At 62.2% G+C, this 25,798-nt stretch carries 24 protein-coding genes and 1 pseudogene; 15 read left to right on the top strand and 10 right to left on the bottom strand.

Going from position 1 to position 25,798, the window contains the following annotated elements:
• Positions 1-15: 15 nt before the first annotated feature.
• The 4 genes from yidC to rpmH are packed head-to-tail and all read right to left on the bottom strand — an operon-like array spanning position 16 to position 2,530.
• Positions 16-1,695 carry a membrane protein insertase YidC gene (yidC, locus tag AC56LH_RS22360; RefSeq protein WP_499649749.1) on the bottom strand — a complete coding sequence of 560 codons (1,680 nt, stop codon included), beginning with the start codon at positions 1,693-1,695 and terminating at the stop codon, positions 16-18.
• An 8-nt stretch (positions 1,696-1,703) separates the two neighbouring features.
• A complete protein-coding gene (gene yidD, locus AC56LH_RS22355; RefSeq protein WP_499649747.1) occupies positions 1,704-1,976 on the bottom strand; it encodes a membrane protein insertion efficiency factor YidD in 273 nt (90 codons plus the stop codon).
• Positions 1,973-2,368: a ribonuclease P protein component gene (gene rnpA / locus AC56LH_RS22350; protein WP_258838052.1), complete on the bottom strand. Its 396-nt coding sequence runs from the start codon at positions 2,366-2,368 to the stop codon at positions 1,973-1,975. The genes yidD and rnpA overlap by 4 nt, the downstream gene beginning before the upstream one ends.
• Positions 2,369-2,395: 27 nt before the next feature.
• The gene (rpmH, locus tag AC56LH_RS22345) at positions 2,396-2,530 is read right to left on the bottom strand and encodes a 50S ribosomal protein L34 (protein WP_040378179.1); all 135 of its coding nucleotides are present in this window, start codon (positions 2,528-2,530) and stop codon (positions 2,396-2,398) included.
• 358 nt (positions 2,531-2,888) lie between these two features.
• Here rpmH and dnaA point away from each other — a divergent pair, with 358 nt between their 5' ends.
• The 5 genes from dnaA to AC56LH_RS22320 all read left to right on the top strand — a co-directional run bounded on the left by dnaA (position 2,889) and on the right by AC56LH_RS22320 (position 9,689).
• Positions 2,889-4,316, top strand: coding sequence for a chromosomal replication initiator protein DnaA (dnaA, locus tag AC56LH_RS22340; protein WP_499649745.1), 1,428 nt, complete (start codon positions 2,889-2,891; stop codon positions 4,314-4,316).
• 96 nt (positions 4,317-4,412) lie between these two features.
• Positions 4,413-5,519 (top strand): DNA polymerase III subunit beta, encoded by a 1,107-nt coding sequence (dnaN, locus tag AC56LH_RS22335; RefSeq protein ID WP_183555233.1) that lies wholly within the window; start codon positions 4,413-4,415, stop codon positions 5,517-5,519.
• Positions 5,520-5,611: 92 nt separating this feature from the next.
• On the top strand, positions 5,612-8,116 hold the full coding sequence (gene gyrB / locus AC56LH_RS22330) for a DNA topoisomerase (ATP-hydrolyzing) subunit B (protein ID WP_183555232.1): 2,505 nt from the start codon (positions 5,612-5,614) through the stop codon (positions 8,114-8,116).
• 243 nt (positions 8,117-8,359) lie between these two features.
• Positions 8,360-8,797 carry a hypothetical protein gene (locus tag AC56LH_RS22325; RefSeq protein WP_499649743.1) on the top strand — a complete coding sequence of 146 codons (438 nt, stop codon included), beginning with the start codon at positions 8,360-8,362 and terminating at the stop codon, positions 8,795-8,797.
• A 142-nt stretch (positions 8,798-8,939) separates the two neighbouring features.
• Positions 8,940-9,689, top strand: coding sequence for an HNH endonuclease (locus AC56LH_RS22320; protein ID WP_499649741.1), 750 nt, complete (start codon positions 8,940-8,942; stop codon positions 9,687-9,689).
• An 8-nt stretch (positions 9,690-9,697) separates the two neighbouring features.
• On the opposite strand, the gene AC56LH_RS22315 is transcribed toward AC56LH_RS22320, so the two are convergent.
• Both AC56LH_RS22315 and AC56LH_RS22310 read right to left on the bottom strand, forming a co-directional pair.
• Positions 9,698-10,009: a hypothetical protein gene (locus tag AC56LH_RS22315; protein WP_499649739.1), complete on the bottom strand. Its 312-nt coding sequence runs from the start codon at positions 10,007-10,009 to the stop codon at positions 9,698-9,700.
• 26 nt (positions 10,010-10,035) lie between these two features.
• The gene (locus AC56LH_RS22310; RefSeq protein ID WP_499649737.1) at positions 10,036-11,142 is read right to left on the bottom strand and encodes an NHL repeat-containing protein; all 1,107 of its coding nucleotides are present in this window, start codon (positions 11,140-11,142) and stop codon (positions 10,036-10,038) included.
• A gap of 605 nt (positions 11,143-11,747) precedes the next feature.
• On the opposite strand from AC56LH_RS22310, the gene leuA reads away from it, so the two are divergent.
• On the top strand, positions 11,748-13,430 hold the full coding sequence (gene leuA / locus AC56LH_RS22305; RefSeq protein WP_183555319.1) for a 2-isopropylmalate synthase: 1,683 nt from the start codon (positions 11,748-11,750) through the stop codon (positions 13,428-13,430).
• A 33-nt stretch (positions 13,431-13,463) separates the two neighbouring features.
• Here leuA and AC56LH_RS22300 read toward each other — a convergent pair whose 3' ends face one another.
• Positions 13,464-15,101, bottom strand: coding sequence for an ATP-binding domain-containing protein (locus AC56LH_RS22300; RefSeq protein WP_499649735.1), 1,638 nt, complete (start codon positions 15,099-15,101; stop codon positions 13,464-13,466).
• Positions 15,102-15,290: 189 nt separating this feature from the next.
• On the opposite strand from AC56LH_RS22300, the gene AC56LH_RS22295 reads away from it, so the two are divergent.
• The 8 genes from AC56LH_RS22295 (at position 15,291) to AC56LH_RS22260 (ending at position 22,573) form a co-directional block, all read left to right on the top strand.
• Positions 15,291-18,080 carry a DUF6701 domain-containing protein gene (locus AC56LH_RS22295; protein WP_499649733.1) on the top strand — a complete coding sequence of 930 codons (2,790 nt, stop codon included), beginning with the start codon at positions 15,291-15,293 and terminating at the stop codon, positions 18,078-18,080.
• The gene (locus AC56LH_RS22290; protein ID WP_499649731.1) at positions 18,077-18,574 is read left to right on the top strand and encodes a prepilin-type N-terminal cleavage/methylation domain-containing protein; all 498 of its coding nucleotides are present in this window, start codon (positions 18,077-18,079) and stop codon (positions 18,572-18,574) included. The genes AC56LH_RS22295 and AC56LH_RS22290 overlap by 4 nt, the downstream gene beginning before the upstream one ends.
• On the top strand, positions 18,564-19,016 hold the full coding sequence (locus tag AC56LH_RS22285) for a prepilin-type N-terminal cleavage/methylation domain-containing protein (protein ID WP_499649729.1): 453 nt from the start codon (positions 18,564-18,566) through the stop codon (positions 19,014-19,016). Before AC56LH_RS22290 ends, AC56LH_RS22285 begins: the two co-directional genes overlap by 11 nt.
• Positions 19,013-19,852 (top strand): prepilin-type N-terminal cleavage/methylation domain-containing protein, encoded by an 840-nt coding sequence (locus AC56LH_RS22280; protein WP_499649727.1) that lies wholly within the window; start codon positions 19,013-19,015, stop codon positions 19,850-19,852. The genes AC56LH_RS22285 and AC56LH_RS22280 overlap by 4 nt, the downstream gene beginning before the upstream one ends.
• Positions 19,849-20,352 (top strand): MSHA biogenesis protein MshP, encoded by a 504-nt coding sequence (locus tag AC56LH_RS22275; protein WP_499649725.1) that lies wholly within the window; start codon positions 19,849-19,851, stop codon positions 20,350-20,352. The genes AC56LH_RS22280 and AC56LH_RS22275 overlap by 4 nt, the downstream gene beginning before the upstream one ends.
• 98 nt (positions 20,353-20,450) lie before the next feature.
• Positions 20,451-21,365, top strand: coding sequence for an AraC family transcriptional regulator (locus AC56LH_RS22270; protein ID WP_499649723.1), 915 nt, complete (start codon positions 20,451-20,453; stop codon positions 21,363-21,365).
• Between the two features lie 81 nt (positions 21,366-21,446).
• Positions 21,447-22,106: an HAD hydrolase-like protein gene (locus tag AC56LH_RS22265; protein WP_499649721.1), complete on the top strand. Its 660-nt coding sequence runs from the start codon at positions 21,447-21,449 to the stop codon at positions 22,104-22,106.
• A gap of 50 nt (positions 22,107-22,156) precedes the next feature.
• The gene (locus tag AC56LH_RS22260) at positions 22,157-22,573 is read left to right on the top strand and encodes a hypothetical protein (RefSeq protein WP_499649719.1); all 417 of its coding nucleotides are present in this window, start codon (positions 22,157-22,159) and stop codon (positions 22,571-22,573) included.
• Positions 22,574-22,625: 52 nt separating this feature from the next.
• On the opposite strand, the pseudogene AC56LH_RS22255 reads toward AC56LH_RS22260, so the two are convergent.
• Both AC56LH_RS22255 and folE read right to left on the bottom strand, forming a co-directional pair.
• Positions 22,626-22,901, bottom strand: a pseudogene (locus AC56LH_RS22255) (transposase); the annotation flags it as partial.
• An 86-nt stretch (positions 22,902-22,987) separates the two neighbouring features.
• The gene (gene folE, locus AC56LH_RS22250; RefSeq protein WP_482896576.1) at positions 22,988-23,554 is read right to left on the bottom strand and encodes a GTP cyclohydrolase I FolE; all 567 of its coding nucleotides are present in this window, start codon (positions 23,552-23,554) and stop codon (positions 22,988-22,990) included.
• Positions 23,555-23,697: 143 nt separating this feature from the next.
• Between folE and AC56LH_RS22245 the strand changes: the two genes are divergently transcribed.
• Positions 23,698-24,609, top strand: a complete 912-nt coding sequence (locus AC56LH_RS22245; protein ID WP_499649717.1) for a hypothetical protein — start codon at positions 23,698-23,700, stop codon at positions 24,607-24,609.
• A 40-nt stretch (positions 24,610-24,649) separates the two neighbouring features.
• Here AC56LH_RS22245 and nudC read toward each other — a convergent pair whose 3' ends face one another.
• Complete coding sequence (nudC, locus tag AC56LH_RS22240) at positions 24,650-25,471, bottom strand: NAD(+) diphosphatase (RefSeq protein WP_499649715.1); 822 nt, start codon at positions 25,469-25,471, stop codon at positions 24,650-24,652.
• Positions 25,472-25,798 lie beyond the last annotated feature (327 nt).

Here is a 25,798-nt window from a genome sequence, read left to right as displayed (position 1 = left end):
GACGACGCCGGCAGATTACTTGGCTGCGGCCGTCTCGAACTTGCGCGTGATGACCCACTGCTGCGCGATCGACAGGATGTTGTTGACCACCCAGTACAGCACGAGGCCGGACGGGAAGAAGAAGAACACCACCGAGAACGCGATCGGCATGAACAGCATCATCTTGGCCTGCACCGGGTCGGTCGGCTGCGGATTGAGCTTGGTCGTGATGAACATCGACACCGCATAGATGACCGGCAGGATGTAGAACGGGTCAGGCTGCGTCAGATCCTGGATCCAGCCGATCCATGGCGCGCCGCGCATTTCGACCGATGCCTGCAGCACCCAGTACAGGGCGAAGAACACCGGCATCTGCACCAGGATCGGCAGGCAGCCGCCCAGCGGATTGATCTTCTCGGTCTTGTACAGCTCCATCGTGGCTTGCTGCATCTTGACCGGATCGCTCTTGAAGCGTTCACGGATCGCCTGCATTTTTGGCGTGACCACACGCATCTTGGCCATGCTGCGATAACCTGCCGCCGACAGCGGGAAGAACGCCAGCTTGATCAGGATGGTCAGGGCGACGATGGTCCAGCCCCAGTTGCCCAGCATCGCGTGCAGCTGCGTCATAACCCAGAAGATCGGCTTGGCGATCACGGTCAGCATGCCGTAGTCCTTCACCAGCTCCAGGCCCGGGGTGATGGTTTCCAGCGTGCGCTCGTCCTGCGGTCCCGAATACAGGCGCGAGTCAACCGACACGGTGGCGCCAGGCGCCACGGTGCCCATCGACTGCACGGTACCGATCGCATACAGGTTGGTGGCGATCTTCTTGGTGAAGATGTCGCGCGGCGTACGGTCGGCCGGAATGAAGGCCGACACAAAGAAGTGCTGCGAGATCGCGACCCAGCCGTTGTCGGCCTTCAGCGCGTGATCCGCACTGCCCTTTTCGATCTTCTCGAAGGTCAGCTTCTGGTACTTGTCCGCGTTCGTGTACAGCGTCGGGCCGGTGTAGCTTGGCATGAACCACGAATCGGTGGCCGGCTTGGTGCCGTCATGCTGCAGCTGCAGGTACAGCGATGGCTGGACCGGCGCGGTGCCGATATTGGTCACGTCGTGACGCACGCCGATCAGGTAGTCGCCCTTGCGGAACGTCAGCGTCTTGGTCAGGCGCACGCCGCCCTGCTCCGCATCCATCACGACCTGCACCTGGCCATTCGCGCCCAGCGTACGCACGCCAGGACGGACGGTGAACGGCGTGGTGTGGTTCGGCAGCACGCCAGCGGCAGTGGTGCCGATCAGGCCAGTCTGGCCCAGATACACGTTCGGACCATTCACGCTGAACAGGACCTGGTTCTTGGTCTTGTCGAAGTGATCACGGTACTGGAGCATCTCGAGGCGCTTGATCACGCCGCCGACCGGGTCGATGTCGACCTTGACGACGTCGGTGGTGACGGTAACGACCGGGCTTGCCACGGCGGCCACTGGCGCGCCGCCAGGAACAACAGGCGCACCTGGCGTGGCCGGTACACCGGGCACGGCATTGCTGCCCGCTTGCGGTGCAGCCGGCACATCGGATGGCTTTTGCTGGGCAACCTGGGCCGGACGCGCCGGCGAGAACATCGACTGTTTGCCGTTAGCCACCATCCAATTGTTCCAGAGAACAATCAGGGAAATGGCGAACACGATCCACAGGACAGTACGTTTATTGAATTCCATTGGAGTCTTCAGGAGTGGTTGCAACCGCAAGCGGCTGAATGGGATTCCTTGGCGCCGTGAGGCGGCACCGGGTCGAGGCCGCCGGCGTGCCACGGATGGCAGCGGCCCACGCGGCGCACGGCCAGCCATGAGCCGCGTGCAGCGCCGTGGACGCGCAACGCTTCGATCGCATAATGCGAACAACTGGGGTAGAAACGGCAGCGCGGCCCGAGCATTGGCGAGATCAGCAGTTGATAACCGCGCAAGATCCCGACAAACAGCGAGACGAGCAGCGTTTTCATGCTGCGTCCACCGGCGCCGGGCGCCGCAGCTGCGACGCGAACAGGCGCGTCAGTTCCACCTTCAACGCGGCCTTCAGGGCCCGGTTCGTGGCCGGGCCATCCTTGCCGTTGACCGGCCGCGACAAGCGGACAATGCAATCGACAGGCGGCAGGCCGGTGGTGCGGAACAGTTCGCGCGTGATGCGCTTGATCGTGTTGCGCGTGACAGCGCGCGGCGCAAAGCGCTTGGCCGCAACGACGCCCAGCCGCGCATGCGGCAGTGCGTTCGGTCGCGTATAGAGCACGAAATGCGCCGTTTTTTGCGCTGGCCGCAAACGAAAAACGGATGAAAATTCATCCGTTTTAACGATGCGCCGAACGCGCGCGAAGTCGTGCGAACCTTCGCCTGTCATCACTGACCGCAACGTGCGGTGTGTGACTTAGACAGCCAGACGCTTGCGGCCTTTGGCGCGGCGAGCGTTCAGGACTTGACGGCCACCACGGGTAGCCATACGTGCGCGGAAGCCGTGCGTGCGCTTGCGACGGACGACGGAAGGTTGGTAAGTACGTTTCATGGTGGTCTCGCTTAAAGCAAAATAAGATGCAAAATCGGGTCTGACTTGGGTCAGATTCGGCGCCGATGACAATTTCGCAGATTAAGCTCGCGTCATGCCACAGGTCTCTCTTCGCCCGACTACCAGCCGCTGAAATTATCAGCCTGACACGGTGCACGGACGGGGAACCCTGAATTAGACTCTAATTCGCGCCTCAGTGTCAAGGTTGATGTTGTTTCGCAAGCCGCCCCTATCGCCCTTCCTGGCCCGCTTGCCGGGTGCCCCGACAGGCCGGCTCGGTGGAAAATTTGTGTAGCGCCTGTGGATAACTTTGTCCGGTGCGGGTAAAATAGCGTGTTACGTATCAACAAGCGAAGTAATGGAAAATTTTTGGCAGACCTGTTCCGCGCAGCTAGAGCTCGAGCTCACGCCACAGCAATATAGCGCGTGGATCAAACCGCTGGTCGCCCTCGACTACGAAGACGGCAAGCTGCGCGTGGCCGCACCGAATCGCTTCAAGCTCGACTGGGTCAAGACACAGTTTGCCACCCGCATCACGGAGTTGGCAGCCCAGTACTGGGAAGCGCCGGTCGAGGTGCAGTTTGTGCTCGACCCTAAAACGCACCCGTCGCGCAACACGGCCAGTGCCGGTGCGTCCGGCTCCACCGCGACCGTCGACTTCAACGCCCCGCGCCCGGCGCCCGGTGCTGAACACCCGAGCCCGAACAGCGGCAACGGCCCCAGCCACAACCAGAACCTGAACATCGCCAACTCGCCGAAACGAGAGCAAAGCCGCATCAACACCGAGCTGACCTTCGACAGCTTCGTGACCGGTAAGGCCAACCAGCTGGCGCGCGCCGCCGCGATCCAGGTGGCGAACAACCCGGGCGTGTCGTACAACCCGCTGTTCTTCTATGGCGGCGTCGGCTTGGGTAAGACCCACCTGATCCATGCGATCGGCAACCAGGTCATGGCCGACCAGCCGAACGCGCGCATCCGCTACATCCACGCCGAGCAGTACGTGCGCGACGTCGTCACCGCCTATCAACGCAAGGGCTTCGACGACTTCAAGCACTACTATCACTCGCTCGACATGCTCTTGATCGATGATATTCAGTTCTTCGGTGGCAAAAGCCGCACGCAGGAAGAATTCTTCTATGCGTTCGAGGCGCTGATCGCCGCGAAGAAACAGATCATCATCACGTCGGATACCTATCCGAAAGAGATCACGGGCATGGACGACCGCCTGATCTCGCGTTTTGATTCCGGCCTGACGGTGGCGATCGAGCCGCCGGAGCTGGAAATGCGCGTCGCGATTCTGCTCAAGAAAGCGCAATCCGAAGACGTGACGCTGTCGGACGACGTCGCCTTCTTCGTGGCCAAGCACCTGCGCTCGAACGTGCGTGAACTCGAAGGCGCGCTGCGCAAGATCCTGGCCTACTCGCGTTTCCACGGCAAGGACATCACGATCGACGTCGTCAAAGAGGCGCTGAAGGATCTGCTGTCGGTGCAGAACCGCCAGATCTCGGTGGAGAACATCCAGAAGACGGTGGCCGACTTCTTCAACATCAAGGTCGCGGACATGTACTCGAAGCGCCGGCCGGCCAACATCGCCCGCCCGCGCCAGATCGCCATGTACCTGGCCAAGGAACTCACGCAAAAGAGCTTGCCGGAAATCGGCGAACTGTTCGGCGGACGCGACCACACGACCGTGTTGCACGCCGTGCGCAAGATCGCGGGCGACCGCCAGAAGAATCCCGAATGCAACCACGAGCTGCACGTGCTGGAACAGACCCTGAAAGGGTAATCCGGCAGCAGCCGGGCAGACGCCTTGTGTTTGCCGTAGGCAATGGCACAATATCGTTTTAGTAATAATTAACCAATCAAACGTACTGAGGATAAAATGCAACTGGTCAAATCCACCCGAGATACGCTTCTCCGGCCACTGCAGATCGTGAGTGGTATTGTCGAGCGTCGGCACACTATGCCGATTCTGGCCAATATCCTCATTCGCAAAGATGGCCAGAACGTGTCGTTCCTGTCGACCGACACCGAAGTACAGATCACCACGCACGCCAATATCGGCGCCGGCGACGAAGTCGCCGGCACGACGGTCGCGGCGCGTAAACTCCTCGACATCCTGCGCGCGCTGCCGGAATCGGGCGACGTCACGATGACGCTGCAAAACAAGCGCCTGGCCGTGCAGAGCGGCAAGTCGCGCTTCGCGCTGCAGACGCTCGCTGCCGAAGAGTTCCCGACCGTCTCGATCGCCGACACCTACAACGCATCGGTCACGCTGCCGCAAAAGACGCTCAAGCACCTGTTCAACATGGTGTACTTCTCGATGGCGCAGCAGGACATCCGCTACTACCTGAACGGCCTGCTGCTGGTGCTCGACGGCAGCAATATCATTGCCGTAGCGACCGACGGTCACCGCCTGGCCTTCTGCTCGGTGGAAACCGAACAGCAGTTCGAGCGCCAGGAAGTGATCATCCCGCGCAAGACCATCATCGAACTGCAGCGCCTACTGGAAGAAAGCGATGAAACGGTCCGCCTGGACATCGCCGCGTCGCAAGTCAAATTGACCTTCGCCGACATCGAGCTGGTCTCGAAACTGGTTGAGGGCAAGTTCCCTGACTACACGCGCGTGATTCCAAAAGGTTACAAGAACGACTTCACGATCAGCCGCGATGAGCTGCTGCGCTCGCTGCAGCGTGCCGCGATCATGACCAGCGACAAGTTCAAGGGCGTGCGCTGCATCATCGAGCCGGGCGTCATGAAAATCAGCTCGACCAATGCCGACCAGGAAGAAGCAGTCGAAGAACTCGAGATCGACTACGGTGGCGATTCGATCGACATCGGCTTCAACGTGACCTACCTGCTCGACGTGCTCAACAACCTGAAGTGCGACCAGGTCAACATCGCCCTGGGCGACTCGAACTCGTCGGCGCTGATCTCGATTCCCGAGGTCGGCGACTTCAAGTATGTCGTCATGCCGATGCGTATTTGATGCCTCGAACGGGCCGCTCCGGCGGCCCGGATGCAGCGTACCGCACGCTTCGCGTGCCGGTCTGAAATACTCAGTTTTAAAGAAAGTAGTCCATGTCCGAGAATACCCCAGCAGAAAATATCCCCGCCATCCCGGTGGATGATTATGGCGCCTCCTCGATCCAGATCCTGGAAGGTCTGGAAGCGGTGCGCAAGCGCCCGGGCATGTACATTGGCGACACGTCCGACGGCACCGGCCTGCACCACCTGGTCTTCGAAGTGCTGGACAACTCGATCGACGAATCGCTGGCCGGCCACTGCACCGAAATCCATGTCACGATCCACTCGGACAACTCGATCTCGATCACCGACAACGGCCGCGGCATCCCGGTCGGCCTGAAAATGGACGACAAGCACGAGCCAAAACGCTCGGCAGCCGAGATCGTCCTGACCGAATTGCATGCCGGCGGCAAGTTCGACCAGAACTCGTACAAAGTTTCCGGCGGCCTGCACGGCGTGGGCGTCTCGTGCGTGAATGCACTGTCAAAACTGCTGCGCGTGACGATCCGCCGCGACGGCAAAGTGCACCAGATGGAATTCGTACGCGGCGTGCCGCAAAACCGCGAACTGGCGATGGTCAACGGCATCGAAGTCTCGCCAATCAAGGTCATTGGCGAAACCGACAAGCGCGGCACCGACGTACACTTCTGGGCCGACGAGACCATCTTCAACCACGTCGAGTTCCACTACGAAATTCTGTCCAAGCGCATCCGCGAACTGTCGTTCCTGAACAATGGCGTGAGCATCAAGCTGACCGACCAGCGCTCGGGCAAGGAAGAAATCTATGCATTCGAAGGCGGCACGCGCGGCTTCGTCGAATACATCAACAAGACCAAGAACGTGCTGCACCCGACCGTCTTCCAGGCGACCGGCGAGCGCATGTCGGACCAGAACACGAACATCTCGGTCGACGTGTCGATGCAGTGGAACGACGCCTTCAACGAGCAGGTGCTGTGCTTCACGAACAACATCCCGCAGCGCGACGGCGGCAGCCATCTGACGGGCCTGCGCGCGGCCATGACGCGCGTGATCAACAAGTACATCGACGAACACGAGTTCGCCAAGAAGGCCAAGGTCGAAATCTCCGGCGACGACATGCGCGAAGGCCTGACCTGCGTGCTGTCAGTGAAAGTGCCGGAACCGAAATTCTCGTCGCAGACCAAGGATAAGCTGGTGTCGTCCGAAGTGCGCGGCCCGGTCGAAGAGATCGTCGCCAAGACGCTGACCGACTTCCTGGCCGAAAAGCCGAACGACGCCAAGATCATCTGCGGCAAGATCGTCGAAGCCGCCCGCGCCCGCGAAGCCGCGCGCAAGGCACGCGACCTGACGCGCCGCAAAGGCGTCATGGACGGCCTGGGCCTGTCGTCGAAACTCGCCGACTGCCAGGAACGCGACCCGGCGCTGGCCGAACTCTACATCGTCGAGGGTGACTCGGCAGGCGGCTCGGCCAAGCAGGGCCGCGACCGCAAGTTCCAGGCCATCCTGCCGCTGCGCGGCAAGGTGCTGAACGTGGAAAAGGCGCGCTTTGAAAAGATGCTGTCGTCGGAGCAGATCACGACCCTGATCGCCACGCTCGGCACGTCGATCGGCCCGGACGAGTTCAACGTCGAGAAATTGCGCTACCACCGCATCATCATCATGACCGATGCGGACGTCGACGGCGCCCACATCCGCACCCTGCTGCTGACGCTGTTCTACCGCCAGATGCCGCAACTGGTCGAGCGCGGCCACATCTACATCGCGCAACCGCCGCTGTACAAGGTCAAGGCCGGCCGCGACGAACGCTATCTGAAGGACGACATCGAAGAAGCCAGCTACATGATGACGTTCGCGCTGAATACCGCGTCGCTCATCCCGCGCGACGGCGCCGAGCCGATCAGCGGCGAAGCGCTGGGCGAACTGGCACGCCAGTACAACCTGGCCAACACCATCATGATGCGCCTGACGCGCGTGATCGACCGGGCCGCACTGACCGCGATCTTCAGTGGCGGCGTGGCACTGGACCTGACCACGCTCGAGAACGCTGAAGCATCGGCACAGGCGATGGAAAAATCGATCAACGACCCGGCCGTCAAGGTCAAGGTGCGCTCGGACGACCTGTCCGAAAAGCACGCGCTGCGCATCGAACGCATCTACCACGGCAACGTGCAGGTGACGTCGATCGACGCCGACTTCGTGGCAGGCGCGGATTACGCGGTGCTGGCCAACTCGGCAGCAACGTTCCAGGGCCTGATGGGCGAAGGCGCGATCGTGCGCCGCGGCGAAGGCGAGCGCATGAAGGAATTCGCCGTACGCGACTTCCACGCAGCGATGCTGTGGCTGCGTGAAGAAGCCGAGCGCGGCGTGTCGAAGCAGCGTTACAAAGGTCTGGGCGAGATGAACCCGTCGCAGCTGTGGGAAACCACGATGGATCCGACCGTGCGTCGTCTGCTGAAGGTGCAGATCGATGATGCGATCGCGGCGGATCAGATCTTTACGACGTTGATGGGGGATGACGTGGAACCGCGTCGGAACTTTATTGAGGCGAATGCACTGCGGGCGGGGAATATCGACGTTTAAGATGTTTGCTTGAACGATCGTCCAGAAAGGGCCAACCATTCGGTTGGCCCTTTTTCATTGGATGCGCAACAGGCACCGTTACATGGCGTGCAACCCGTGCTAGTATTGACGCTGGGCAGTGCAGGCCGCCCAGCTCTCGCGAAAGCCAACGCACCTGCTCAGGAAAATCCGTTTCAGGAGTCATACCTGTTCAATCACAGTCGCCGTAGCGAGAGCGGCAACATCATGTGAATAGGATCAGGCATGCGTCCCCAAACTCAGCAACAAATCCCGCCCGACACCAACACCGACTTTTTGCGCCGCCACGCCCGTGGCATGTTGCGCAGCGCGCACTCGGACCAACCCAGCAAGGCACTCCCTATCGTCCGCCGTGTCCACGCAGCGCGCGCGTTTTCGATGCCACGCCTGACCGAGCTTTACCATGCTCGCGCCAAGCTACAACTCAAGCATATGTTTCGCACGCTGGCAGCGGAACTCGGCTATGCGAGTTGGGATGCCTGCAAACGCGATATCGATCGTCGCCCGAGCGAGATTCTGGATCGGTTCCGGCTCGACCTCGGCGCGTTCGGCGACCATGAGCATGTCTGGTTTGCAGACCAGCCCGCGGCGGCTGCATGGCAGCGCCAGCATGGTGGTCGGATGATTGTGTATGGTACTCAGGCTGTCATGATGCCGGCTTGAACGGTCAGTATTGGGGATGGCCGGCCGTCTGAGCGGCCATCCTGGTTGGTTTCTTTTAACGACCACGACGACAATTCGCAAATGTTGTTGCTGAGATATTGAACAGTCGATAGACTGGGGAGAACGTTATGTTCCTCCCGTCATGTCCGAATCCGTCCATGAGTCACCCGTTATCAGTAACAGTCCATGGACGGACGATGAATTGTTGCGTGCTATCGAAGCCTACCTCGACATGCTGCGGGCCGAATTGAATGGCCAGCCATACAGCAAGGCCCAGATAAACCGTGATTTACGGGCCGGCCCACTTGCGACGCGGACCAAGGGCTCCATTGAGTTCCGTATGCAGAATATATCGGCGGCGCTGTATGAGCTGAAAATGCCTTGGATCGTGGGCTATCTGCCTGCGAAAAATATCGGCACCACCGTCAAGGAAAAGATGATCACGCTGCTGCATACGAGCGGCATCGAATTTCTTGAGCCGTTCGTTGCAACAGCCGATCCGGCAAGATTGGCCAGGAACGTGACGGCATTGCGGCAGCAAACGCTTGCTACGCGTCCACTCGGCAGCTTTCAACCAGCCATGGTGTCGACGATTGCGACCTCTTACGTGCGAGACCCGGCGGTGAAAGCATGGGTGCTGCAAGTCGCAAACGGTCGCTGCGAACGTTGTGATGCTCCCGCACCGTTCATGGGCGGAGACGGCCTGCCCTACCTCGAAGTCCATCACGTCATGCCACTGTCGAGCCACGGTTCCGACACTACAGCAAATGCGGCCGCCCTCTGCCCAAATTGCCATCGCCGATGCCACTCGTCGATCGACCGCGATGAATTCAAGCTCGCCTTGTATCAAAAAATTGCTCGGCTGATCGTCGAGGTGCCGGCGTTGGATTAACGTGCCAGCTAACGCTGATTGTCTCGCGGCTCGATCTGTTCGTCGTACACATTCAGCCGTTTTTTCACCTTGGCATCGCTGCCATATTTCTTTTTGAGCGAGTGCAGTCGCCGATCAGTACCGCGACAGCGTTTCTCGATCTGGCTAGTGACTTCTCGCATCCGCTCCACCTCTTCAGGATCGGGTAGCTCGCCACGAAAGTGATCGCACGCATCGCGTTGCGCAATGAACTGTCTGACATCGTTTGGCAGTTTTTCCGCTGCGAAAACGGGCGAGAGGGAGAACAGAAGAAAAGCAGGAACGAGGACGAGCGTCTTCATCAATCTCCCTATCGCTGACGTGCTGCTTACCGCAGCCGAATCTTGACCACCGCATTCCCCGACGTCACATACAGCAACCCTTTGCCATCCGTGACAATGCCGCGAACATCGCCCAAGCTCCCTGGCAGATCCCCCACTCGCAACGTCGTCGCCCGCGTCGTCCCCGCCACCGTCGTCACCACACCCGCCGGCGTCATCTTGCGCACCAGGTTATTCACCGCATCCGCCGCATACAGATTGCCCTGCGGGTCCACCGTCAGCGCCACCACCTGCTCGAAGCGCGCCGCGTTGCCGGTGCCGTTCACCGCGCCGCGAACGTTCGGCGCACCAGCGATCGTAAACAGATTGTCCGAGCCAAAATTGGCCGTCGGATTCCAGCGACTGATCTCGCGCTCGAGGTCGAACAAGTACACGACATTGCTACTGTCCACCGCCACCCCGCGCGGCGCCAGCGTGCGCGTGCCGAACAGGTCATTGACCGTGTTCTGCCCTTCCAGAATCCCCGTCCCGCCCGCACCGATGGCGAAGCGGCGCGTGCCGTAGTTGTTGGTGATGTAGAGATTGTTGTTGGCGTCGACGGCAATCGCGCTTGGCGTGACGTCAGGCCGGCTCGCTGTCGCGACGTTGCTGCCAACCGGGATCGTCGTCACCGTCGCGACCTGGCCCCCCGTTGTGATGCTGCGGATGTTGACGTCATCCGCCACATACACCGTGCCACCACTCCCCACCGTCAACGCAACCGGATTGACGAAGCGCGCATTGGCGGCTGCGCCGTTGATCAGCCGGCTCTGCCCTGCACCGCCGGCCAGCGTGGTCACCACACCGTCCGGCGTGATCTTGCGGATGACGTAGTTGCCGCGATCCGCCACATAGACATTGCCGCTACTGTCGATCGCCAGCCCGTGCGGATTGTTGAAGCGCGCCGCCGTGCCGGTGCCGTCCATGGTCCCGTCGGCAGTCGGGTCGCCCGCGAAGACTGACAACGCCGCCGTTTGTGCCGGCGGCGGCTTGTCATCGTCCTTGTCTTTGTCTTTCGGGATGCCGTCGCCGCAACCGGCCAGCAGCGCCATCAAACCAAGGGCGCCAAGCAGATTCAGGCGCAAACGGGACACATCGATAACAGGGCGGCGCATTGGCAAAATCTCCAGAAAGTATCTCGAACGATGCTATCACGGGCCTTTGCGCGCGGTGGTGCTGCCGGTGATGGCTGGTGCATAAACTGCGTCGGACATTCCCCTGCGGCGTGTCAGATGCAGGGGACGTACTTGGGTTCCCGCCTTCGCGGGAACGACGTTTTCACGTTGACTGGAAAATAATGCCACCTTGAATTCCCGTACTTTCTTTTCCACACGCGCCTATTGTCCGCTTGACATACGGCGCCGAGTTCCTTAAAGTCGAAATTATGTCTTTCACCCTGCATCTGTCGAACACTCTCCCTGCCGCCGGCGCGCTATCGCTAGCTGCACTGCTACTACGCGCCTGATCGTTCGGCCGTACGCCCGGCACACGCCGGTCTCCACAGCAGCAGGAAAGTCGCAGATGTCTACCACGCCAATTTTCGCTTCATCGTTTTTCCTCACCGGGTCCATCCTGGCGGCGAACGCTCGCGTCCAGTCTGCACTGGCGCTAAACCTACCGACCGGTTGCCGGGCCTCGCGTTTCGTGGCCCGCCCGGCAGCCTCCGCCACCCGCAGGCGCGTCCGCGCCGCCCAGTGACCAAACCAATCAGGAGCATCCGATCATGTTGACCAATCCCGCCGCCAAGTACCGTCCCTTCCCTGCCATCGACCTGGCAGACCGCCAGTGGCCAAGCCGCACCATCACCACGCCGCCGATCTGGATGAGCACCGACCTGCGCGACGGTAACCAGGCATTGATCGAGCCGATGAGCCCGGAGAAGAAGCTGCGCTTCTTCAAGATGCTGGTCAAGATCGGCATCAAGGAGATCGAGGTAGGCTTCCCGTCCGCCTCGCAGACCGACTTCGATTTCGTGCGCATGCTGGTCGACGACAAGCACATCCCGGACGACGTCACGATCATCGTGCTGACCCAATCGCGCGATGAGCTGATTCGCCGTACCGTCGAATCGGCCGTCGGCGCCAAGCGCGCGATCGTCCACGTCTACAACTCGGTCGCGCCGGTGTTCCGCCGTGTGGTGTTCAATATGGAGCGCGACGAGATCGTACAGATCGCCGTCAAAGGCACGCAGCTGATCAAGGATCTGACGTCCCAGCATCCGCAGACCCAGTGGGGCCTGGAGTATTCGCCGGAATCGTTCTCGACGACCGAGCTGGATTTCTCGAAGCAGATCACCGATGCGGTCAGCGCCGTCTGGCAGCCGACGCCAGCCAACAAGATGATCGTCAACCTGCCGTCGACCGTCGAAGCGGCCACGCCGAACGTCTACGCCGACCAGATCGAGTGGATGTGCCGTAACCTGAACAACCGCGAATCGCTCGTCATCAGCGTCCACCCGCACAACGACCGCGGCACCGCGGTTGCTGCTGCCGAACTGGCCGTGATGGCTGGCGCGGATCGCGTCGAGGGCTGCCTGTTTGGTAACGGCGAGCGCACCGGTAACGTCGACTTGGTCACGCTGGCGATGAACCTGTACACGCAGGGCGTGCACCCGGGCCTGGACTTCTCGGACATCGACGCCGTGCGCCAACTGGTCGAGGACTGCAACCAGCTGCCGGTGCACCCGCGCCATCCGTATGCGGGCGATCTGGTGTTCACGGCGTTCTCGGGTTCGCACCAGGATGCGATCAAGAAGGGTTTTGCGAAGCAGCAGGCGGACGCGATCTGGGAAGTGCCGTACCTGCCCATCGATCCGGCCGATCTGGGTCGCAGCTACGATGCGGTCATCCGCGTCAACAGCCAGTCGGGCAAAGGTGGCATGGCCTACCTGCTCGAGCAGGAATACGGCCTGCAACTGCCGCGCCGCCTGCAGATCGAGTTCTCGCGCGTCGTGCAGCGCCAGGCCGACGAGAGCGGCCGCGAGATCAACCCGGCCGACTTGCACGCGCTGTTCGCGCGCGAGTACCTGGATCAGCAGGAGCCGTATCACTACATTGCGCACCGCATGACCGAAGACAGCGCGCATGACGTGCAGCTCGAAGTCGATGTGGCGCGCCACCATGCGCCGCAGGTGTTTTCCGGGCGCGGCAACGGCCCGATCGATGCGTTCGTCACGGCGCTGGGCCTCGAGATTCGCCTGATGGATTACCACGAGCATGCGATCGGCTCGGGCGCCGATGCCCGTGCAGCGTGCTATGTCGAGCTGCGGGTGGGCAATGGCCCGACGTTGTTCGGTGTCGGCATCGACAGCAATATCGTGACGGCGTCGTTCAAGTCGGTGCTGTCGGCGGTGAACCGCCATGTGGTGAGTGCCGAGCCGAATTCGGACGCATTGGCGGCATAACGAGATCGCGTGGACGGGGCAACCCCGTCCAACTCAACGCCCGCTCATCCGATCCACAATCTGCAACGACGCGCGCTCGCTCATCACCAGCACGAGCTTGAGCCGCGCGCGTGTCATCCCCACGAACAGCTTGCGCAGCGTCTGCTCGTCGAGCTCCTCGAAATCGATCTCGGTAAAAATCAGCGCCGGCGCCGACTGCCCCTTGAAGCGGTACACCGATTCGGCCAGCAATCCGCCTTCGCGAAACACCGGCGTGCCGAACAAGTCGTACGCGCCCGTGAACGAGCGCAGCGAGTGCGCGTCGCTCAACCGATCGAGCTGCAAAATCGCCGACTTTTCGCGGCCGCGAAACGCGCAGATCGCGATGTCCTGGCGCCCGAAGCCGGCCGCGAGGCACGACGTCACGGCGCGTCGTGTCTGCGCCAGCATCGCTTCGACGTCGCCTTCGGGATAGGTCAGCTCTTCGATGTCGGCGCCCTTGAACGGACTGCCCGCCTCCACCGGCTGGTGCGATGCGCCGATGGACGTGAGCATGTCGACGATCTGGCGCGGGCTGCGGTAATTGACATGCGAATGCAGCGTCACCCAGCCCGGCAGCGGCACCATCCCGCGGCCATACAGGTTCTGGTCCGGGTCTTCCATCCAGATCGCGCGGCCGCCCTCTTTCAGCATGCGCAGCACGATGTCGCGCCACGCCACTGAAAAATCCTGGCCCTCGTCGACGATGACGACGTCGAACTGCCAGGTTTCGGGCAAGGTGGCGTCGGCCATCGACGCTTCGATCTTTTCCCACACATCAGCGGCCCCGTAATCGGGCGTGATGTCCTGCGCGCGCAGCCAGGCGTCGGACAGCATGTGGAAGGTCGCGACCCGCCCGCCGGCCGGCACCAGCCGTTCGATGTGGTCGGCCAGCGGCCGGTTGAAGCAGACATACAGCGGGCGCAGGCCAGCGTCGATGGCGGCGCTGTATTCGGCCAGCGCCAGCTGCGTCTTGCCGCTGCCGGCGGTGCCGATCACGTGCAGCCGGAATGGCGAGAAGTCGAGCCGGCGCGCCCAGGTGGCCAGGCCGCCCGAGAGTTTGGTGACCATCGCTTCGGCATTGCCGATCATGGCGCTCGGATCGGGCCGCAGGTTCAGCGTGTCGCCCAGGAAGCGCGTGACCTTGTCGAAGTCGTCGGTGCGCTCGGTGATGGGCAGCGCCTCGCGGATCACACGCGCCAGCTTGGGTTTGTTCGATGCGTCGATGATGTGGTCGGCGTCGATGCCGGCCAGCGGCTGGTCGCGCACGATGTAGTCGGGGCAGTACAGCAGGTAGTCGATCGACAGCTTTCCCTGGAAACGCTTGGCCAGGCCCTCGATCGTGGCCAGGATCTGCGTGCGCACCTTGCGCGGCTTGCCCTGGTAACTCTTGACCAGGCCTTCCGGCGTCTCGTTCAGAAAGCCGGCGACCTGCTCAATGACCAGGATGCGGCCATTCGGTGCGAGCACGATGAAGTCGACGTCGCCATACACCGAGTAACCCTGCTCGACGTTGGTCCAGTGCACACCGTGGTAGATCACGTAGGGCGTGTCGGCCAGGCGTTGCTCCAGATAGGCGAGCGTCTCGATTTCGCGGGCGGCGGCGCCCGTGACGGACAGTTCGCGCCAGCCGCTTGGTTGGATATGGGCCATGGTGTCCGCTAACGTTAATAAGATAGAAACTATTGTAAGACTGTTTCCACGATAGCCACACACCGTTGTCCATACCACGCACCCGGTGCGCGGAAAGCTGTCGAATGGTTGCCTGAGTGAAAAATCTATTGTGGCTGTACGGCAATCCAGTGCACACTTTCGTTCATCCCGTTTCGTGCAGGTTTCCTTGTGTATTTCACTTCCCCGTTCTCGCTGATCCTGCGCACGGCGCTGGCCCTGTTCGGCCTGCTGCTCGCGACCGGCGCCGCTCAGGCCGGCGTGACGTACCGCTTCGGCGGCGCGGCGGTGTATGGCTGCTCGCTGTCCGGCAAGGTCTACACCTGCCCCAGCAGTGCGGGTATCGCTTCGGACGACAAGATCGTCATCGACTCGGGTTACACGGTCAGCGTGCGGTCCGACTTCACGTTCGGCTACAACCAGGGTCTGACGATGTCGGGCACCGCACGCCTGACCAGTACGGGCAACCTGAGCATCGCGGATCTCCCGCCTGGCAATCTGAATGTGTCCGGGGGTTCGTTCAGCGCTGCCAAAACCTTCACCGCGGGTAATCAGGTGCAGACCTTCAAGGCCGACATCAGCGCCGCGTCGCTGGTGCTGGGCAGCGGGTCGACCTTGCAGATTACCGGTACTTTGGCGTCCACCGGTGCGGTCACGATCGGGTCGAACACGACGATCACCGGCTCCGTTAGCGGCACCACGGTCTCCATCGGCACGCCGGTCAGGATCACGGGCGACGTCGACGCGTCCACGAGCCTGTTCTTGGGCTCGGGCAGCACGATCGACGGCAACGTCGACACCGGCCAGATGACGCTGCAAGCCTCGGACGCGCTCATCACGGGTAATGCAGCAGTCGACTTTGCAAAGCTGGAATGGAACGGCCGCGTGGCCAAGAAAATCATCTGCAATACAGGCACGCGCCCCGGCATGTGCGACTGCGTGGACAACCAGAGCGGCAATCCGGTCAACACGCCCAAAGGGCCGACGTGCGAGGCGGCCAAGCCGGCGGCGGGCACATTGCAATACCTGTTGATCACGCACGACGGCAGCGCCGGCACCTGCACCAGCGAAAGCGTGAGCGTGACCGCCTGCGCCAACGCGGGCTGCAACGCACCGCACTTTAGCGGTGGCGCCAGTGCCACGCTGCAGCCGGGCGGCGCTGCGGTCGTCATCGGTTCGACTGGCACCACGACGGTCAATGCGACGAGCATCGCGACCGGCATCACCAAGCTCGCGCTGACCGGCACCTCGGCCCCCGTGCAGTGCTACAACAGCGCCAGCAAGACGTCGAGCTGCGACATGAATTTTACTGGCGACGTCAACTTCGAGATCAAGGTGCCCGACCATAAAGCTGGCAACACGATCAACGCCACGATCCAGGCGCTCAAGGCGAATGCGACAGCCACCGCCTGCATCCCGGGCTTCAACAACGAAACGAAGAACGTCGAATACAGCTGCAACTACGTGCTGCCGACCTCGGGCACGCTCAAGATGGGCCTGAACGCCCAGTCGTTCGCCTGCAATGCCACCGGCACCACGCCGCTGTCGACCAGCTTCGACAGCACCGGCACCGGCAAACTGACGCTGGTTTATCCTGACGCCGGCAAGGTCGCGCTCAACGCCAGGCTCGACAAGATCACGGGCAAGAAAGAGTTCATCGTGGCGCCGGACCATTTCGACTTCGAGTACCCCACATCGATGCGCGCCGGCGCCGACTTCAGCGTCAAACTCCTGGCCCAGAATCTGGCGGGCAACATCACGCCGAATTTTCATGCGGCCGGCCTGAACGCCGACACGGTGCTGGGCAAAAACGCCACGCTGACGTCGCTCGGCCCCGATTGCATCGGCGGCGGCCTGACCGGCAACCTGCCGCCGGTGTCGGTTGAATTCACGCAAGGAGTGGCAACGGCCACGATGAATTTCAACGAGGCGGGCTTCCTCGACCTGGTCGCCGCCCGAAACGATTTTCTGGGCAGCGCCATCGACACCAGCAGCACGACCGGTGGCCTGGTCAACAACGTGTGCGCGGCCAAAGTCGGCCCGTTCGTGCCCTGGGCCTTCCAGGTCGAGTTGAACGATGCGGCGCGCAAGACCGCCAATTTCTACTATGCGGGTGAGCCGATCATGCTCAGACTCACGGCCATCAACCGCAAGGGCGAGCTGACGAAGAATTATCCGACAGGTGTCGGCGCCGGTCAGACCATCAAATTCAGCGCGCTGCAGGAGAACGGCACGGCCTTCACCACGGCCCCTGGTACGCTGAGCGGCACGTATGCGGCCAAGGGCTTTTCGTCCGGCGTGACGCCGTTGACGCCGTCGACGGACAAGCCCATCCCGCAGGCTACGTACGCGTTCACAAACGTCAAGCAGGCACCGATGCAGATCCGCGTGCGCGCTGACAATGGCCAAACCGATACCGCCCTGCTCATCACGTCCGCTACCGCACCGGTGGGGACAGGTCTGGCCGAAACGGAGCAGGTGCGCCCCTGGATCCGTACCGGCCGCGTGCGCATCGGGAGCCGCTTCGGCCGCACCGGCACGAGCCCGGTCGAGCTGCCGGTGACGGTCGAGTACTGGAGCGGCAGGAGCTGGGTGCTGAACGATCAGGACGGCTTTACGGTGATTCCGGCGGATGCTTTCGCACTGACGGCATCGACGGGTAACACGCTCTCCAGCAGCAAACAGACGGTCAAACTCACGAAAGGTGCAGGCGTGCTGCCGCTCACGAGCAGCCAGCCGGGCTCGATCGACGTTGCCATCAACCTCGGCGCGTCCGGACTGGATACCTCATGCCTGACAACCAAGAGTTCCAGCACCGCCAGCAAAATGCCCTGGATGCGCACGCTCGTCACCTGTGATGGGCAAGCGGCAAGACAGGGAGATCCGTCCGCGCGCGCCACCTTCGGCATCTTCCCGGCCGAAAACCGTCGCATCATCCACGTGCGCGAGGTGTTCAATTGAAGCGCCAAGGCGGCTTCACGATGGTCGAGCTGATCATGGTGATGGTGATGGTCGGCGTCCTGGCGGCGATCGGCATCCCGAAACTGATGGGCGGGAACACCACCGGTGCGCTGGTCTTCGGCGATCAGGTGGCCAGTGCGCTGCGCCATGCACAGACGTCGGCGGTGTCGCACCGGCGCGTCGTGTGCCTGGCAACCACAGCGCGCACGCTGGTTATGCGCATCCGTACCGCACCTTCGACCACGACCGAGCTCTGTACGGCTGCCTTCGGCCCGTTGTTGCAACGCGCCGACAACGACACCTACGACAGCAGCGATGCGACGGTGACCATGACCATGACCGGCGCCCCTGCCAACCTGTACTTCCAGCCCGATGGCACGATCACCGGCACCCCTGCCGGTGCGCCGCTTGGCGGCGTCAGCATCGCCATCCAGCTCGCTGGCAAGACCCAGCGCACGATCGTTTTCGAAGGAAGCACCGGCTATGTCGAATAAGCGCCGCATGGCCGGCGTCACGCTGGTCGAACTGTTGGTGGCCATGGTCATCGTCGGCGTCGCGCTGGCGGGACTGGTGTCCGTCTATAACCGCGCCAGCATCGCCAGCACCGACCCCCTGATCACGCAGCAGATGCTGGCAATCGGCGAGACCATGATGGAAGAGGTGATGCTAAAGCCGTACGCTGGCAACAACGTACGTGAAGCTCTGCGTGCACAGTACGACGAACTCGATGATTACGCCAGTTATGCCAAACAGACGGTGACCGACGTCGACGGCAATGCCATTGCCGGCCTCGAACGTTACCGGGTCGCCGTGACGGTGGGCCCTGCGGGGCAGACGCTACCCAGCGTGGCGACTTCGGATGTGAAGCGCATCGTCGTCACCGTCTGGAACGGCAACCAGAACCTGGTCCTGACCGGATGGAGAACCAAGCCATGACGCAATCGTTCATCAAGTCACAACGCGGGTTCTCGCTCGTCGAGCTGATCGTCGTCATCGTCCTGATCGGGATCATCGGCGGCATCTTCGCCATGCAGGTGCTGCCGGCAATCCGCGCTTACCTGGCAGTGGGCCAGCGCGCAGCATTGACGGGCCAGGCCGATACTGCGCTGCGCCGGATCGTGGCCGACGTGCGTCGCGCCGTACCCAACTCGCTGCGGGTCAGTGGCAGCCAATGCCTGGAGCTGGTTCCCAGCAGCGATGGCGGGCGCTATCGCAGTGACCAGGATTACAGCACGGCTACCGCGTCGGGCGACTTTCTCGATGAAACCACCAAGAAGGCCTCGTTTGACGTTTTGACCAGGTGGAACAAGCAGCCGAGCGAAAATGACAGGATCGTCATTGGCAACCAGAATGCAAGCGATGTGCACGGCGGGGAGAATGTTGGGACTGTGCAAAGCGCAGTCCTGTTGTCCACTCCTGTTGCCGCGTACCGCATCACGCTTAAAGACACCGGCGTGCGCACCCCGGACGGCTACACGGGCGCACGCTTCACGGTCGTGCCAGGCAACGAGCAGACGGTCGCCTATGTCTGCAATGTCAACACGGGCACGCTGCGCCGCATTACCTATCCGTCCCTGTCAACGGCGCCGCGCTGTGCAGCGGCGGGCAATGCGGCGCTGGTTGCCACTGGCGTTACTGCCTGCAACTTCGTCTATGCCGCCAACCAGGGCGCCACGCAGCAAAGCGGTTTCGTCCAGCTCCAGCTGACCCTGAGCGGCAAGGGCGAATCGGTGCCGATCACGCTCGGTGCCCACGTGGACAACACGCCATGATCCGCTTGTATACCAACGCACGTGCCCAATCCGGATTTGCCTATATCGCGGCGATCGTGCTGCTGGTGGTGGTGGCCGGGATGGCGACTGCGCTGCTGCGTCTCACCGGCACCCAGCAGAGCACGGTGAATCAGGCACTGCTCGGCGCCAAGGCGGGCCTCGCTGCGCGCGCCGGCATCGAATGGGGCTTCAGGACCTGCCTGACGACGGCGGGCATCACCGACCTGAGCCAGTTCAAGAGCGAAACCGGATTCAACGTCAGCGTCGACTGCCAGTTCACGGACTACCGGGAAGGCGAGCGCGCATCCGGGCAGACGAGTGTGTCGCAGGTAAAACGCATCGTGCAGATCAATGCTGTCGCCTGCAATGGCAGCGCTGCGCGCTGTCCGGACGCCAATGCAAACATCGTTGCCGGCCCCGAATACGTTGAACGCGCACGGATGGCCACCATGTGCATCGTACTCAATGCAGGTATTCCGGATGGCCCGTGCGAAACCTGATCCTGCGCGCCGCCGGAGGATTGTGCAATCTTCCCGGACCATCGCACGCCCTGCCGGTGGTCTAATGGCACGTTGTCCACCGACCCGAGAAACTGCCCATGCAAGCGATCCGCGACCTCGCCACCCAGATTGCGCAGCACGTCCCCGGCGACGGCCTGCACGAAAGCCCGGTCCCCGGCATGTGGCTGATCCGCAGCGGCCAGACCACCAAACCGCTGCGCGTTCTGCACACGCCGGCGGTGTGCATCATCGCGCAGGGCGCCAAGCTGGTCTCGCTGGGCGGCACTGACTACCGCTACGACACGGCCAAGTTTTTGGTGGTGTCGGTCGACCTGCCGGTGACCGGTTGCGTGACGCTGGCGACCGAGGACGAACCCTATCTGTGCCTGCGGATCGATCTGGATGCGCAGTTGCTCGCCACGCTCGACCTCGAACTGCCGGCGCGCCCCGCCGCGCGCGGCACGCCGCCAGCGCGCGGACTGTTCCTGAGCGAGACCACGCCTGCGCTGCTCGATGTCGCCAGCCGCCTGGTGCGCCTGCTCGATGCGCCGCACGACATCGCGGTGCTGGCGCCGCTGCTGCTGAAGGAATTCCACTATCGCCTGCTCACGGGCGAGCAGGCCGACACGGTGCGCTACTGCGCGCGCGGCGACGGCCGCATGGCGCAGGTAACGCGAGCGATCTGCTGGATCAAGAACCATTACAACCGGCCACTGAGCGTGGGGCGCCTGGCTGGCGAAGTGGGCATGAGTTCATCGACGCTGCACGAGCACTTCAAGACCGTGACGTCGATGAGTCCCCTGCAGTACCAGAAGCAGCTGCGCCTGCAAGAGGCGCGGCGCCTGATGCTGGCCGGATCGACCGACGCCGCAAGCGCAGGCCACGCAGTCGGCTACGAAAGCAGCTCGCAGTTTTCACGCGAGTACGCGCGCCTCTTCGGCCTGTCGCCAGGGCGCGATGCGACCCGGCTGCGCCAGTCGCTGCAGGCGGGCGGCCTGCAGGCGATGCGCTGACGGTGACGGCGACGGCCTGGCGACATGCCGGCGCTGCGGTCTCTATAATCGTCGCATGACTTCTATTCCACTGACCCGCGCATGAGCTATCGCCTGGCGATCTTCGACTTCGACGGCACGCTGGCCGACTCATGGCCCTTCTTCATGAGCGTGTTCAACGAGATCGCCGATCAGCATGGTTTCCGGCGCGTCGACGCCGCGCAGGCCGAGCAGCTGCGCCACTACGGCCCGCGCGACATCATGCGCCATGTCGGGATGCCGGCCTGGAAGCTGCCGATCGCCTCGCGCTCGTTCATCGACCGCATGCGCGGCGCCACTGGCCGCATCGTGCTGTTCGACGGCATCGCCCACACACTGCGCGAGCTCGATCGCAATGGCGTGCAGCTGGCAGTGGTGTCATCGAATGCCGAAGACAATGTGCGCGACGTGCTGGGGCCGGAACTGGCAAGCCTGATGGGACAGTACGAATGCGGCATGTCGATCTTCGGCAAGGCGGCGCGCATCCGCAAGGTCGTGCGCCGCGCCACGGTGCCGGCGATCCAGGCGTTGTATGTCGGCGACCAGACCACCGATGGCGACGCCGCGCGCCGGGCCGGGATTGCGTTCGGGGCGGTCGGCTGGGGCTATGCATCGATCGAAGCGCTGCGCCGGGTGGCGCCGGAGCGCGAGTTCGGCACGCCTGCGGATCTGCTGTCGCTTGGAGGCCAGGCGTGCCTGCCACAGAATTGCCCGCACGCATAGGCCAGTTGCTATACTCGGCAGCAACTGCATCAATGACCAACGGACCTTTCATGCGCCTTCCACTCATCTTCCTGGCTCCGCTGCTGCTGAGCGGCTGCTTTATCGAGACGTCGACGTATGTGATCGACCTGAATACCGATCACGCGATCACGCTGAAGGTGGAGAAGGACAATTTCTGGACGAAGGAAGGCACGCTGCGCGTCGTCATGTCGCGCCTGCCGGATTGCCAGCGCCAGTACGAGCTGGGCTCGGTATGGCTGGCCGACCTGCAGGTCGAGCTGTTCGGCAACGGCAACAACGTCTACACGCTGCGCGCAGACGACCAGGCGTGGCAGATTGACACCACGACCTGCAGTGAACTGAAAGCGCCCGACCCGGATGCGGTCACCGGCCTGCCACTGGGCATCTTCACGCTGGACAGCGACAACAAGCTCAGTTTCGAGAAGCCGGAAGCGGCCAAGGAGTAACGGCTCAGTAGCGCTGCATCAGCGCGCGCAGGCGCGTCAATTCGAGCTCGCGGCCTGATTTTTCAAGCACGTTTTCGAGCAGTGACTGGCCGTTCTCGCGTTGCATGGTCCACTGCGTGAAATACTCGTGCACGGTGCGCCACGGCGGAAAATCCGGCGGCATCGCGCGCCAGGTGGCGCCGTTGTGCAAAAAATAGAGAACGGCGCAAAACACGTCGTACAAATCGTGTTTGCGCGGTCGTGTTTTGCGGCGCGCCGCTTCAAGCATGGCGCGCACGCCCTCGAAGTGTTCGCGGGGAATATCGCTGGGGTAGACAGCTCGGTCCATGGTGACCTCCAAAACAGCTTGGAGGCCTGGATCTGGAACAGGTTCCCTAGCTGTATTTACAGTCTACCCGGAATAGCTGAACCTAGCTAGTCCCGCGCCAGGGCAAGAAACTCGGTGCGCAGCGCCAGGTTCGGCTGCAGCTCGCCCAGCAGGGTCGACGTGATGGTTTCTTCGCCGATGGCGCGGATGCCACGGCTTTCCATGCACAGGTGGCGGCACTTGATGACCACGCCCACTGCTTTTGGTTCCAGCACTTCCATCAGCGCATTGGCGATCTGCATCGTCATGCGTTCCTGTACCTGCAGGCGCTTGGAAAAGATATCGACCAGGCGCGTCAGCTTCGACAGGCCGACGATTTTGCCGTTCGGCAGGTAGCCAACGGTGGCCTTGCCGAAGAACGGCGCCAGGTGGTGCTCGCAATGGCTGTAGACCGGGATGCCGCGCACGACGATCAGCTCGTTGTATTCTTCGGCGCCATCTTCGAACGCCTTGAGCACTTCCACCGGGCTCTGCTGGTAGCCCGAAGTCCAGTGTTTCCAGGCCTTGGTCACGCGCGCAGGCGTTTCGATCAGGCCGGGACGGTCCGGATTCTCGCCCAGCGATGTCAGCAGACGACGCCAGTCGTGTTCGGTGAAAGCTTCTTTGTCAGACATGGTGCACCCTAAAATAACGATTGCCGCCAGTATATAGAAAACGTCTCGCCCCGGTCGGGGTGGCCCTATTCTTGCGCTAAATCATCTCCTGCATGCGACATATCTCATAACGTTGAGCACAATCATCATTCAGGGAGAGCGTCATGTTCGGCAGCACGGTCATGGAAGTGGTCATCGGCATGGCCTTCTGCTACGGCTCCCTGGCGCTGACGGTCGCCACCCTGCAAGAGGCATTGTCGGCTGCGTTCGGCCTGCGCGCCGGCATGCTGCGCGCCTGCATCCAGCGCATGCTGCGCGACCCGCAGTTCACCGGCACGGCGCGGGCGGTCTACGCACACCTCTTGATCAGTGCGCATGACGACTTCACCGACCCGCACGCGCCGCGCCATCCCGGTCCATCCTACATCGAACCGGCCAACTTCGCGCTGGCCCTGATCGACGCCATCCGCGGAGGCGGCGCAGCGCTCGATGCCGCCATCGCCACCGTGCCCGATCCGCAATTGCGGCGCACGCTAAGGACGCTGTACGTGCAAACCGGCGGCGACCTGCAGCGCTTCCAGGCAGCGCTCGGCGGCTGGTTCGACAGCACGATGGCGCGCCTGTCGGGCGCCTATAAACGGCGCCAGCTGCTGGTATCTTTCCTGCTGGCGCTGCTGCTGGCCATCCTGCTCAATATCGACAGCATCCACCTGTTCCAGACGCTGTGGCGGCATCCGGCTTTCGCTGCCGGCATCAGCGCCGTGCCTGTCGCACTCGATGCGCACCTGGTGAACGATCTGGCGACGCTGCCGATCGGCTGGGACAGCTTTCCGCCAGTGCTGAACGCGGCATTCGCGCTACAGGTCGCCGGCTGGCTGATCACGGCCAGCACGACACTGTTCGGCGCGCCGTTCTGGTTCGACATTCTTCAGCATGCGATCAACCTGCGCAGTACCGGCACCAAGCCGGCCCCGGTGCAGGTCGGGCACGCCATGGCGCATCACGCCGGTCCGGCAGTGCCGGAATACGATCTCACGGCCGGTACCACCCCTGCCCGCGTGCCGATGGTGTCATAGCGCTGCGTCAGGCGTTACCTCCAGGCGTTACCTCCAGGCATTACGTGCCGGACGGCCGGTGCGCGTCGATCAGCACGCTCGAGATCGACATCTGCGGCACCCGTTCCGGCCACTCGTCATCCGGACCGAACCAGCGCGCCTCAGCGATTTCTGCCGGATCCACACGGATCTCGCCGTCAAGATAATCGGCCGTGAACGCCAGCATCAGCGAATGCGGGAACGGCCATGACTGGCTGGCAAAGTAGCGCGGATTGTGAACGCGCAATCCGACTTCTTCGAACACTTCGCGCGTAATGCATTCTTCGATCGACTCGCCCGCTTCCAGGAAGCCGGCCAGTGGCACGAAGCGCTGCGTTGCATGCAGCACGTGCTTGGCCAGCAACACCTGATCGCCCTTGCGAATCAACACCATCATGGCCGGCGAGATACGCGGATAGGCCATGTGGCCGCACTGGAGACACTTGAAGCAGCGCTCGCCGGTGGCCAGTACCGTGCCGCTGCCGCACACGCCGCAGTAGCGGTGAGTGCGCGCCCATTCGGCGACCTGGGCAGCGCGACCGGCCACGCCCACCAGCGATTCATCCATGACGCCAAACAGCGCGCGCAAGCCACGCCACGCATACCCTGCCGGCAGCACCGGTTCAGCATCGAGCCAGCCGGTCTGGCAATAGCGACCGTCGAGCAGACCGAGGGGTTGCAGGTATTCGCGCAGGACGCCAATCTGATCGAGGACAGCGGCATCGGGCAGCGCCGGCCCGTCTTCACGCACCAGCAACTGTCCCTTGTGAAACAGGAAGTTCAGTGGTGCCGGATCGGGGTGCGGGGCAAACAGTGGGGTAAATGAGGCGGGCGTATGCAGCATGGTCGATGGACGGTCAATGAGATCATCAAATCATACCGCCTTTCATGGTTATGGATCCGGTGCGGTTGCCCGCACATTGTCTTGAATGACGAGGATGGATTACAGGATCATCAGGACTATCAACCAGCATGGATGGCAGCAACCTGAGTACACCCTGAACTGAGATTGAACCGATGTAATCGATGATCGCTGCCCTGGATATGTATAGACAGGTTATGTTGCACGTTGTTAATTTCCGCCCGGCTTTTGCCAAGCCTAATTATTCTCTAAGTCCCTAATTTGTTAGAGAAAATTGTGTGGTCTTCATGATCAGAGAGCGTTGTATTC

The organism is Telluria sp. LT1R51-2 (genome assembly GCF_059685775.1).
This window is presented reverse-complemented; position numbering and strand designations above follow the sequence as displayed.